11 protein-coding genes are annotated in these 11,569 nt (G+C 33.1%); all 11 read right to left on the reverse strand.

Annotated elements, in window-relative coordinates; all coding sequences use genetic code 11:
• Positions 1–112: 112 nt before the first annotated feature.
• The 11 genes from ftsZ to QO263_RS13950 all read right to left on the reverse strand — a co-directional run bounded on the left by ftsZ (position 113) and on the right by QO263_RS13950 (position 11,558).
• Positions 113–1,204, reverse strand: a complete 1,092-nt coding sequence (ftsZ, locus tag QO263_RS13900) for a cell division protein FtsZ (RefSeq protein ID WP_285622639.1) — start codon at positions 1,202–1,204, stop codon at positions 113–115.
• A gap of 273 nt (positions 1,205–1,477) precedes the next feature.
• On the reverse strand, positions 1,478–1,819 hold the full coding sequence (locus tag QO263_RS13905; protein ID WP_285629319.1) for a small basic family protein: 342 nt from the start codon (positions 1,817–1,819) through the stop codon (positions 1,478–1,480).
• A 2-nt stretch (positions 1,820–1,821) separates the two neighbouring features.
• Complete coding sequence (locus QO263_RS13910) at positions 1,822–2,565, reverse strand: DUF881 domain-containing protein (protein ID WP_285622642.1); 744 nt, start codon at positions 2,563–2,565, stop codon at positions 1,822–1,824.
• 20 nt (positions 2,566–2,585) lie between these two features.
• Positions 2,586–3,320, reverse strand: coding sequence for a DUF881 domain-containing protein (locus QO263_RS13915; RefSeq protein WP_285622643.1), 735 nt, complete (start codon positions 3,318–3,320; stop codon positions 2,586–2,588).
• A gap of 11 nt (positions 3,321–3,331) precedes the next feature.
• Positions 3,332–4,084, reverse strand: a complete 753-nt coding sequence (locus QO263_RS13920) for a cell division protein FtsQ/DivIB (protein WP_285622645.1) — start codon at positions 4,082–4,084, stop codon at positions 3,332–3,334.
• Between the two features lie 51 nt (positions 4,085–4,135).
• On the reverse strand, positions 4,136–5,386 hold the full coding sequence (gene murA, locus QO263_RS13925; RefSeq protein WP_285622648.1) for a UDP-N-acetylglucosamine 1-carboxyvinyltransferase: 1,251 nt from the start codon (positions 5,384–5,386) through the stop codon (positions 4,136–4,138).
• Between the two features lie 95 nt (positions 5,387–5,481).
• Positions 5,482–6,588, reverse strand: coding sequence for an undecaprenyldiphospho-muramoylpentapeptide beta-N-acetylglucosaminyltransferase (gene murG / locus QO263_RS13930; protein ID WP_285622651.1), 1,107 nt, complete (start codon positions 6,586–6,588; stop codon positions 5,482–5,484).
• Between the two features lie 4 nt (positions 6,589–6,592).
• Positions 6,593–7,702, reverse strand: coding sequence for a putative lipid II flippase FtsW (gene ftsW / locus QO263_RS13935; protein ID WP_285622654.1), 1,110 nt, complete (start codon positions 7,700–7,702; stop codon positions 6,593–6,595).
• A gap of 2 nt (positions 7,703–7,704) precedes the next feature.
• Positions 7,705–9,063, reverse strand: a complete 1,359-nt coding sequence (gene murD / locus QO263_RS13940; RefSeq protein ID WP_285622660.1) for a UDP-N-acetylmuramoyl-L-alanine--D-glutamate ligase — start codon at positions 9,061–9,063, stop codon at positions 7,705–7,707.
• A gap of 23 nt (positions 9,064–9,086) precedes the next feature.
• Positions 9,087–10,052, reverse strand: a complete 966-nt coding sequence (mraY, locus tag QO263_RS13945; RefSeq protein WP_285622663.1) for a phospho-N-acetylmuramoyl-pentapeptide-transferase — start codon at positions 10,050–10,052, stop codon at positions 9,087–9,089.
• A gap of 48 nt (positions 10,053–10,100) precedes the next feature.
• Positions 10,101–11,558 (reverse strand): UDP-N-acetylmuramoyl-L-alanyl-D-glutamate--2,6-diaminopimelate ligase, encoded by a 1,458-nt coding sequence (locus QO263_RS13950; protein ID WP_285622669.1) that lies wholly within the window; start codon positions 11,556–11,558, stop codon positions 10,101–10,103.
• Between the last annotated feature and the right edge of the window lie 11 nt (positions 11,559–11,569).

Consider the following 11,569-nt stretch of genomic DNA (forward strand, 5'->3'; position numbering starts at 1 on the left):
ATAAACTTTTATTCACCTATCCTTATTTTTATGTCTATTATAATACAATGAAGTTTAGAATTATGTCACATACTGAAGTCGAAAAAAAACCCTTTCTATATAATAGAAAGGGTTATTTATCTCTTCTCCTTAAAAAAGTTGGAATATCTAAGTCATCAGTATCAAAATGTTTCGTTTCAGGAATATGTTTTTCTTTATTTTTGTCAATAGGGATAGATAAGGATGGCTTGTCTACAGGTTTTTCTTGTATGACATTGTCAAATCCTGTAGCAATTACTGTTATCTTTATCTCATCCTTTAAGTTTTCGTCTAGACCTGCACCAAATATAATATTAGCATCTGGATCCACTGATTGCCTGATGAGATCGGCAGCTTCATTAACCTCAAAAATTCCTAAGTTTGGTCCTCCTGTTATGTTTAATAAAACACCTTTTGCTCCTTCAATAGAGGTTTCGAGTAATGGACTATGTATTGCTTGTTTAGCTGCTTCAGTTGCCCTATTTTCACCGCTTGCTTTTCCTATTCCCATATGTGCTAGTCCTTGATTCAACATAATTGTTTTAACATCTGCAAAGTCTAAATTTATCAGCGCAGGTACAGCAATTAAATCAGATATACCCTGTATACCTTGTCTCAAAACATCATCTGCTATGGTAAAAGCTTCAACAATGGAGGTTTTTCTTTCAACTACCTGTAATAATCTATCATTAGGTATAGTAACCAATGTATCTACTCTCTTTTTGAGTTCTTCAATTCCTTTTTCTGCATGCATCATTCTTTTTCTACCTTCAAACATAAAGGGTTTAGTTACAACTCCAACAGTTAGAATACCAAGCTCCTTGGCTATTTCTGCAACTATAGGTGCTGCACCTGTTCCAGTTCCGCCACCCATACCAGCAGTTATGAATACCATATCTGCACCCTTCAGGATTTCTGTTATTTCGTTTCTGCTTTCTTCAGCCGCCTTCATGCCAACTTCAGGATTAGCCCCTGCTCCTAGTCCTCTCGTTAACTTTTCTCCAATTTGAAGCTTAGTCTCTGATTTAGAAGAATGAAGGGCTTGTCTATCAGTATTAATAGTTATAAATTCAATTCCTTTTACCTGATTTTCTATCATCCTATTTACAGCATTATTTCCGCCACCGCCAACTCCAATGACTTTAATGTGTGCAAATTGTTCTACATCTACTTCAAAATCGAACACTTTATTACCCCCTTATTTAATACTAAAATAGTCATTCAATAGTTTTATATACATTCAAAATTTGCTACTTTTCTTGTTTTTCCCTTAATTTTTTATTTTTTCTTTCTAACATTATTATATTCTATACGATAATTGAATTTCCTCTTTAATATTTTATTTATCGCACCTGCTAGAATGATAAATGTTGGCTTGTATCCACATTTCCTTCTTTAGTCCTAGATACTTTTTGTAATTAAAACCATATTTTCTAAGATTTAGTCAAAAGGAAATAAATTATTCCTTTGTATCTTTTTTTCTAAATAGTAATCTCCTTATGATTGCAAAGTTTTGGAACAGTCTACCACCAAAAGCAAAAATCGCTGCATAATAGAGAGGTACTCCTAATCTGTCTCCAACATAAGCTAAAAATGCCGCCAATACTGCATTACCAAAAAAGCCCGATATAAATATTTCTGTATTGAACGTTTTTTCTAATGTAGCTCTTAGTCCACCGAAGACAGAGTCGAGACATGCTAGTATGGCTACTGAAACATATAGAGAGTAACTGGCTGAATAAGTTATTGGTAAGTATATACCCACTAAAACTCCTATAACAATACCTACAAAAGCTAATATAATCATGATTGTTCACCTTCTTTTTTTGGTTTTGCGTGTTTAAATTCTTGGTCTGCCCAGTAATATTTAGGCACATATACGTTGTCTTTCATTATTGTTTCAACTCTAAGCTTGTGGACCTCCTTCAATATCCAGCCATAAGTATTTGGTGCATTGATAGCTGCATAAAGTAATTTAGGATCTCCTATTGCAGTTATAACAAAAGGATTTGCAGAGCTTCTGCCATTAACTCTTATTGTAGGTCCAGCACATTTAATCTCTGATCTCGACATAACCCTTTGCCCATTAATACTTATAGCCTCTGCACCAGCCTTCCTCAAATCATTTAAAAGGATTTGTACAGTAGCATCATGCACAATATCATCGTTTATTTGTCCACCAACTATTTCTTCATCTTCGTTATCAGCTAATATTATCCTTATCCCAGGGCCTTGAACATCATCTAACCCTGATACTAGCTTTAACTGACTTATCTCATCCATCAAAAGCTCTGAAACATTGGAATCTTCATCATTAATGACACTTTCAAGCTTTGTTAATTCCTTTTTCCTATTTTCTGTTAGATATTTTATATCATCAATTTCTTTACGAATATTATTTATATCGTTTTTCATCGTCTGTATAGACTTTAACGAAACTAAGTCATAATCATCTATATTCTGCTTCATCTGAAAAGACAATAATACCCCTAGTAAAATAGAAAGGATTATGAGCCATACCATTCCGTTACTTTTTTTCTTGCCCATTATTTAATCCCTCCCAATGCTTAGTTTGATATTTCTTCTACTGGTTTAGCATATCTAAAATCTTTGATTTTTCTATATTTAGGAATAACTATATTTTGTTCCTGTTTAATGTGAATATCTAAATTAAGAAGATTTTCCATTCGCCATATGAGTCCATGCTTTATACGAAGTGCGTTTTCTAAATCATCAGGTTTTCCTATTGCCCTTATCACAAAAGGAGGACCTACGGATACTCCATTTATCTCTAGGTGACCAGCAGCTGGAACTATTTCTGTGAAGCTTGTATATCTTTGTTCATTTATAGAGATAGCTTCTGCCTCTGTTGCATTTATGACACTTATCATTTGGAGGAGAAACTCATAATTTTCAACAATAATACTAGAATCACCTCCAAATATAACTTCAGCTGGAGGGTCATTTATTTCAATAATAATCCCCGGACCTTGGAGATCTTCATATCCTGCTAAGGCTCTATACTTTTCTATATCCTTATATAAATTTTCAACATAAACATCTTTTTCTGCTTCGCCTTTTTCATACTGTTTTAGCTTAGATTCAAGATTATCTAATTCATTTCTTATCCCGTCTCTCTCGTCTTGAAGCTTTTTATAATCAATTGCCATCTGTTGAGCTCTTTGAGTAGGTATTGTTCCATAGCCTACAGTATTCTCAACAGTTTTGAATTGAACTGCTAGAATTATACCTAATGCGATACAGACCAATATAATGGCGACTTTGCTCTTGACATCGTTCATTTTCTCCACTCCTAATCATTATCCTTAATTATGACTGCATTGCTTCCTTTGTCTAGATGAATCACCCGATACCCTTGGTTTTTGCTTTCTAGTTCTTTTAATATAGATATAAGAAAATTCAATTTATATTTTACATCATCTAAGGTCCCAAATGCAACCTCTCCTCCATTATCCATATAAATAGTAATTTTATTATTTTCATCAATATTCGCTGTTTTAAAGGAGGTTGATAATCCTAGGCTTATGATATCGTTGATAAATTCCAATATTTTCTCTTGTATTTCTTCATTGCTAAAGACTATTTTTTGCCCTATTACTGGATTGCTTATTTCTAATCCACTTATTTCAACAATATGCTCATCCTTTTTTTCAGAAAGCATATTTAAAATAGTTCCTTCTTCATCAATATATACATATGAATTAATGTAATTAATAATAGCTACTTCTTTTCTCTCTTCTATATTAATAAATATTTTATTTGGTAACTTTCTCTGTACTTTAACATTTTTTACGTAAGGATGCAATAATATGTTTTCCTTTGCCATCTTCAGATTAATCTTAAAAATATTCTCATCTATTATTATACCTGATGCAAGTATCAATTTATCATCGGTAATTTTTTCATTTCCAAAAACCTCTATACTAGAAATATGAAAAAAGCTTGTCTTAGTATAAAGAATAAAAAAGGTCGAGGTTAGTAATAAAATTATAATAAATATAAGTCTGTTCTTTTTCCTTTTAATTTTTCTATCTACTTTACTCATCATCTTCCTCCGTCAAGGCTTGTCCTTCAGGCTTTAAGCAGCATAAGCTGCCTAAGTCTTCTTAATGTCTGCATTTAAAGCAAGAAGAGCTTTTTCTAAACCATCATAGCCTCTTTCAATATGGAAAGTATCTTCTATAACTGATGTTCCATTAGCTGCCAATGCAGCTAAAACAAGAGCGGCTCCTCCTCTTAAATCCTTAGATGTAACCTTTGCACCTGTAAGTTCTTTTACTCCTTTAATTATAGCAACCTTTCCTGCTATCTTTATATTGGCACCCATTCTAACAAGCTCTTCTACATGCTTAAATCTATTTTCAAAAATTGTTTCTGTAACAATGCTTGTTCCATTAGCAATACTGAGTAAAGCAATCATTTGTGCCTGCATATCTGTAGGAAAGCCAGGATAAGGTAAAGTCTGAACTGTTTCAATAGCATTGACCTTTTTAGGTCCAATTATTTTTAAAGTAGTACAATTATTATATATCATACATCCTGTTTCCTTTAGCTTTGCTATAATAGATTGAATATGCTCTACCTCTATATTTTTCAGTATAACTTCTCCTCCTGTGATTGCAGAAGCAACCATATAGGTTCCAGCAACAATTCTATCTGGTATTATCGTATGCTCTACGCTAGTAAAGCTATCTACGCCATCTATTCTTATTACACTTGTGCCTGCCCCATGTATCTTGGCTCCTATTCCGTTGAGAAAGTTCTGAAGATCTATTATCTCTGGCTCACGGGCAGCATTTCTAATTATTGTAGTACCTTCAGCTTTTACAGCTGCTAACATAATATTTTCTGTAGCACCTACACTTGGAAAATCTAGCTGTATATCACAACCCTTTAATTTTTCAGCTTTACAATACAGAAAACCATGAGATTCTTCGATTGTAGCCCCTAGTTGTCTAAGTGCTTTTAAATGAAGATCAATAGGTCTAGGTCCAATCTCACATCCACCAGGATAGCTCACTTCTACTTCACCACATCGAGTCAACATTGCTCCCATTAATATAATCGAAGAACGCATTTCCCTAACAAGCTCTTCTGGTATCTTAATCTTAGAAATATTTCTTGAGTCTACAAAAATAACATTGTCTACTCTATTAACCTTGCATCCTATAGAAATTAAAATTTGTTCCATAATCTCTACATCTCTTAGATTTGGAGTATTAAAAATCGTACTTGTATTATTATTTATTACAGTTGCTGCTAATATTGGTAGCACTGCGTTCTTAGCTCCTATTACAGGAACTTCTCCAACTAGCCTTTTGCCACCTTCTATGATATACTTACTCATTCTTACACCTCCAGAATATGCTCCAAACTGTATGTAAAAAACAGTATATATCTATCTTATGCATATTCATAAAAGGTGTTACAGTTACAAAACATCTATGAAATTAATTCTCTTACTATATTAAGTATTCTATCATCTGCATTAATGATACCCATTTTTCTACTTTTAATTGCCATATCCCTTAATTTTCTTTTATCAGACAGTAGATTGTTGATCTCTTTGTTTAGTAGTTCTCCATTCAAGTCTTTTTCCAGTATAACTATACTGGCTCCATTTTTTTCTAGAGCCCTTGCATTATACTCCTGATGATTTTCTGTAGTATAAGCCTTTGGTATAAGTATACTTGGAATGCCTACTGCTGTTATTTCTGCAATGGCAATTGCTCCACCACTAGTCAAAGCTACATCGGCTATAGACAATGCTTTTGGTACCTCAAAAAAATATGGATATACTCTAATATTATCTATTAACTCATCTACGCCTTTTTGTTTCAACTCTTTCATAAAGCTTTCATATAATCTCTTACCTGTTACATGAATTATTTGCATATTTTGATTATTACTATTCTTAACAATAACCTCAAGCATAGCATCATTTAATTTCTTCTGGCCGCCACTTCCACCAAAGGATAATACGAAGGGTTTATTTTTATCAATATTTAGGTCCTCGTAAGCAACTTGTTTATCAAATCCAACAATATCTTGACGTATAGGATTGCCTGTAATTACCAATTTATTAGTGTCCTTAAAATACTTTCTAGACTCCTCAAAGCTGCCTGCTATTCTGTCTACAAATCTAGAAAGTATTCTATTGGTAACCCCAGGAAAAGCATTTTGTTCATGAATCATTGTAGGTATTTTCTTTAATGCAGCAGTTAAAACAAGAGGTCCACATACGTACCCACCTGTGCCTATTACGATATCGGGCTTGAAATCATTTATTACTTTTTTAGCGTCACTTAAACCTAAAAATAGCTCCTTAATAGATTTAAAGGTATTCTTTGAAAGCTTCCTGCTAAAGCCCATTACCCTAATAGTCTTAAATCTAAGCCCTTCCTTTGGAATTAATTCTGCTTCTAGCCCTTTTTCTGTTCCTACATATAATATATCTGCGTTCTTATATTCCATTTTAATTTTTCTAGCAATGGCTAAAGCAGGGTAGATATGTCCCCCTGTACCTCCACCTGTAATCAACACTTTCATGCTTTCAGCTCCTATCTAATTCCGAATGTCTTGATATGTTTAATAAAATACCAGCAGCTGCCATATACATCATTAGTGATGTTCCTCCAAAGCTTATGAAGGGCAATGTAATTCCTGTAGTAGGCATTGAGGATGTTACAACTGCTATATGGATCAAGGACTGGACAGTAATAAGCGAAACTATCCCTGTTGCAAGATAACATCCAAATAAATCCTTTGTACCTAAAGCAATTCTTAAACCTCTCCATATTATGAGAAGAATTAGTAGCATAACAGTCACACATCCTAAAAATCCAAGCTCTTCACCAATGATTGCGAATATAAAATCATTATAGGGCTCTGGAATGTAAAAAAACTTTTGCCTGCTTTTGCCTAGGCCTAGTCCAAACAATCCACCTGAACCTAAAGCATAAAGAGATTGGACTGCTTGATATCCAACATTATCTCTTACCTCTGGAGCAAAGGGGTCCAGAAAGGCCAAGATTCTCTTTCGTCTAAATTCTTCACCTAATATTGCTAAAAAACCTGCTGCCCCTCCAAGTATGGCCAGAAAAGAGAGATGAAATATATTTACTCCTGAAACAAATAGGAGAATAAACAAAGTTAAGCCTAGTGTAGCACTAGTACTTAAATCCTTCTGCAAAATTATGAGTCCACAGGCAATCCCTATTATTACCATGGACGGGATAAATCCTTTGGTAAACTTCTTTATACTGTCTTTTCTTTTAGCTAAAAAAGATGATAAATAAATAATTGATCCCAATTTAATAGCATCTGACGGCATGAATGTAGTAAAACCTAAATTAATCCATCTTCTAGCTCCATTGGCCTCCATTCCAAGTGGCGTATATATTAATAATCCTAAGACTATTGATGCAGTAAATATTAACCTAGCCAATTTATCAAGGTTCCAATAGTTAAAGTTCATGAAGAATATCATGGCTACTAGTCCTATAGCACTGGCTACAAGTTGTTTTTTTAAAAAATGGTAGCCATCTTTCTTGCTGTACAAGGCATCTGGCCAACTAGAGCTAAAGACCATTATTATCCCAATACAGACAAGTAAGATTACAGCAATCATCAAGGTAAAGTCACTGGCTCTTTTTTTAGCCATTCTTAATCCTCCCTTAAATTCTTTACAGCTTGCTTGAACATCCTTCCCCTTTCTTCGTAGCTTTTAAACATATCCCAGCTTGCACATGCAGGAGAAAGTAACACATTGTCATTGGACTCCGATAATTCAAAGCTTTTTTTAACTGCTTCTTTAATACTATTTACTATATATATATTATTAAAACCCTTACTTATTGCAGTATCTTTTATTTTTTCTCTAGTTTCTCCTAATAGAATTAAAGCCTTTACCTTATTATCAAAACTATCTATAAATTCTTCAAAACTGCCTCCCTTATCAATACCGCCTGCTATCAATATTATTGGCTTGTTAATAGCTTCAATAGCCTTAATTGAAGCATCTGGATTTGTTCCCTTTGAATCATTATAAAAACTTACACCAGATATGCTACCTACAAACTCTATTCTATGTTCTACCCCTTCAAACTCCTTAAGTGTACTTGCTATTATCTCAGCCTCAATTCCCATTGCCCATCCAATCGCAACTACGGCTAAGGCATTCTCTATATTATGTTTACCAGGTATCCTTATGTCACGATAATCCATTACATTAATAGATTTTAGTCCGTCATTTATAATAATTTTACAATCGTCAACATAAACTCCTCTATCTAGCTTATTTCCTGCACTAAAATATATTAAATTCGAATTTATTTTCTTTCCTATTTCTCTAAGCAATAAATCGTCATAATTTAAAATAGTATAATCGCCTTTTTCTTGATTCATAAGAACTTTTTTCTTCGCATTAATATAATTATCAAAGGTTTTATGCCAATTCAAATGATCAGGAGTAATATTTGTAATTACACTTATGCTAGGCTTAAAATGTTTAGTGCTTTCTAGCTGAAAACTACTTGCCTCAATGACAAAAATATCATTCTCATCTGTATTTACTGCTTCCCACAATATTCCTACTCCAATATTTCCTGTAACATGGCATTTTAAGCCTGCTTTTTTAATCAACTCTCCCGTTAGGGCTGTTGTAGTAGTTTTTCCATTAGTACCAGTTATAGCGATAAACTTATTTTTAGAAATTCTATATGCTAGTTCTATGTCTGTAACTACTTCAATTCCTTTTTCCAGAGCTTCTTTCATAATTGGTGCTTCTAAAGGAATACCTGGGCTTTTTACTATTAAGTCAATATTCCCTAAATCTACGTTATTGCTGCCCAATACATAATCTATATCTATATCCTTTAATTCAACCAAATGCTCTTTAAGCTCTTCTTCTGACTTCATATCAGTTACTGTTATCTTTGAACCCAGTTTATTTAAAGCTTTAGCTGTAGACACTCCACTAATAGCTAAACCTAATATTAATACATTTTTATCTTTTAATTTCATTTTATTCACCTGCTCCTATTAGATTAACTTAAACTATAAATACCTATTAAACATAGAATAACTGTGACTATCCAAAATACTACTACTACCTTTGTCTCCTTCCAGCCTTTTTGTTCAAAGTGATGATGAATTGGTGCCATTAAGAAAACTCTCTTTCCTGTAAGCTTAAAAGAGGTTACTTGTATCATCACTGAAACAATCTCAGCTAGGTAAATACCTCCTACTATAGGAATTATCAAGGACAAGTTAAGCAGTACTGCTATAGCTGAAACTGCTCCTCCTAAAGCTAAAGAACCTGTGTCACCCATAAAAACTTTTGCTGGGTACGAATTATGCCTTAAAAAGCCAAGACAAGCTCCTGCTAAAGCAGCAGAAAAAATAGCTATACTATCCATACCAGCCTTAAGTGAAATCAAACTAAAAGAGGATAATATAATTAAAGTTACTCCTGACGCCAATCCGTCAAGTCCATCTGTAAAGTTAGCACCATTTACAGTACCGAGTACTACTACTACAATAAATGGAACATATAGCATACCTAAGTCTAGGTAGGTATTATCCAAAAAAGGTACAATAATTTTAGTTCCTAAAACTGAATTATTTGATTGATATATTGCTAAAATCACTGCTAGAACAATTTGTCCTAAAAGCTTTTGATACGCTCTTAATCCCAAGGATCTTTTAAGTACTACTTTTATGAAATCATCTATAAAACCAATAAGTCCAAAACCAATGGTTGCTAATAGCAGCACAATCATATCTCTATTAAGCAGTCCAGACGATATTGTAGTAATTAATAGTGCAGCAATTATTATAATACCACCCATAGTAGGTGTGCCACTTTTTTTATAATGTGTTTTTGGTCCTTCCTCTCTAACACTTTGTCCTACCTTCAATCTTTTTAGTATAGGAATTAAAATAGGACCTAAAAGCAAAGTTATAGTAAATGATATAACTATTACTCTTATAATATCTTTATAGTTTGACATATTACTTCTCCTCCAAATGCAGATTAAATTCTTTCATCTTTAAGTTTTCTAGATTGATTTTAGCGCTTCTTTAACAATTTTACTTTCATCAAAAGTCAATACCTCTTCACCAATAATGGTATATGTCTCATGACCTTTACCGGCTAATAATATTATATCTTTTGGTCGGCTGTTCTTAATAGCATATTCTATTGCTTCTTTTCTATCAACAATAGCTATATAATTACCTTTGACATTTTTTATGCCTTCTATAATATCATCAATAATTTTTTTTGGCTCTTCTGTTCTTGGGTTATCTGAAGTTACAATGCATAAATCACAATGTTTTCCTGCTACCTCTCCCATGGGAGCTCTTTTAGATTTATCTCTATCTCCTCCAGCTCCAAAGACTATAATTTTTCTTCCTTCTGCAAATTCTTCAATAACAGATAGTACTTTATCAAGGGCATCAGCAGTATGTGCAAAATCAACGATAACTGTAAAGTCCTTATTAGTTGGAATCACTTCAAATCTTCCTTTTACTCCCTTTACTTGCTCTAAGCCTTCTTTAATATGTTCAATGCTTATGCCATATGCAAAGGCACATGAGGCAGCTGCTAGGCTATTATATACAGTAAATACACCTGGGATATTCATATTTATATCAGCACTCCCCTTAGGAGTATGTAATTTAAAGCTAACACCTGTAGCTTTAAGCTGCAAATCTGTTGCATAAATATCTCCCTTAGATTCTATTCCATATGTTAATAATGGCGTGTTAACTTTAGATAATTCATCAATAAGCCTTCTACCATATTCGTCATCAATATTTATAATATTATATTTACTCGTCATGTAAAATAGTTTCTTCTTTGCATTATAATAATTTTCAAAGGTTTTATGATAATCTAAGTGGTCTACAGTGATATTGGTAAAAATTCCCACATCAAAATTACTATAAGCAACTCTATTTAATTCCAGAGAATGGGATGATACCTCCATAATGCAATTCTCAACATTATATTTTAACATCTCGTCAAATAATTGCTGAAGCTCTAAGGACTCAGGGGTTGTATTTTTGGTCTCTATATTCCTTCCATTTACTTTACTACCCATAGTTCCTATTATTCCAGTCTTTTTCCCACTCACTCTAAATATTGAATCTATAATGTAAGTCGTGCTTGTCTTTCCATTTGTCCCTGTTACACCTATTAGATTAAATTTATTAGAAGGATTATTATAGAATTCAGAAGATATTTTAGCTAAAGCTTGCCTAGAATCTTTTACCCTAATTAAAGTTATTTCTGAGTTAAGTGCCACATCTCTTTGAACAATAATAACTCCTGCTCCCTTTTTTATGGCCTCATTTATAAAATCATGACCATCAAATTTAAATCCCTTAATAGCAATAAAAGCATTGCCTTTTTCAACCTTTCTCGAATCATAAGCAACTCCAGTAATATCAACGTCTGTATGTCCATTTACCACTTCCATATCTAGGTCGAAAGTAATTTTACTTAACTTCATTTACTCCACCT

This window comes from Proteiniborus sp. MB09-C3 (assembly GCF_030263895.1).
Classification (GTDB): Bacteria; Bacillota; Clostridia; order Tissierellales; family Proteiniboraceae; genus Proteiniborus.

Bases quoted from the DNA above. Each gene is read 5' to 3' on its own strand.
- QO263_RS13910 (WP_285622642.1), bottom strand. From the start codon at position 2,565: ATGGGCAAGAAAAAAAGTAACGGAATGGTATGGCTCATAATCCTTTCT.
- QO263_RS13915 (WP_285622643.1), bottom strand. From the start codon at position 3,320: ATGAACGATGTCAAGAGCAAAGTCGCCATTATATTGGTCTGTATCGCA.
- QO263_RS13920 (WP_285622645.1), bottom strand. From the start codon at position 4,084: ATGAGTAAAGTAGATAGAAAAATTAAAAGGAAAAAGAACAGACTTATA.
- murA (WP_285622648.1), bottom strand. From the start codon at position 5,386: ATGAGTAAGTATATCATAGAAGGTGGCAAAAGGCTAGTTGGAGAAGTT.
- murG (WP_285622651.1), bottom strand. From the start codon at position 6,588: ATGAAAGTGTTGATTACAGGTGGAGGTACAGGGGGACATATCTACCCT.
- ftsW (WP_285622654.1), bottom strand. From the start codon at position 7,702: ATGGCTAAAAAAAGAGCCAGTGACTTTACCTTGATGATTGCTGTAATC.
- murD (WP_285622660.1), bottom strand. From the start codon at position 9,063: ATGAAATTAAAAGATAAAAATGTATTAATATTAGGTTTAGCTATTAGT.
- mraY (WP_285622663.1), bottom strand. From the start codon at position 10,052: ATGTCAAACTATAAAGATATTATAAGAGTAATAGTTATATCATTTACT.
- QO263_RS13950 (WP_285622669.1), bottom strand. From the start codon at position 11,558: ATGAAGTTAAGTAAAATTACTTTCGACCTAGATATGGAAGTGGTAAAT.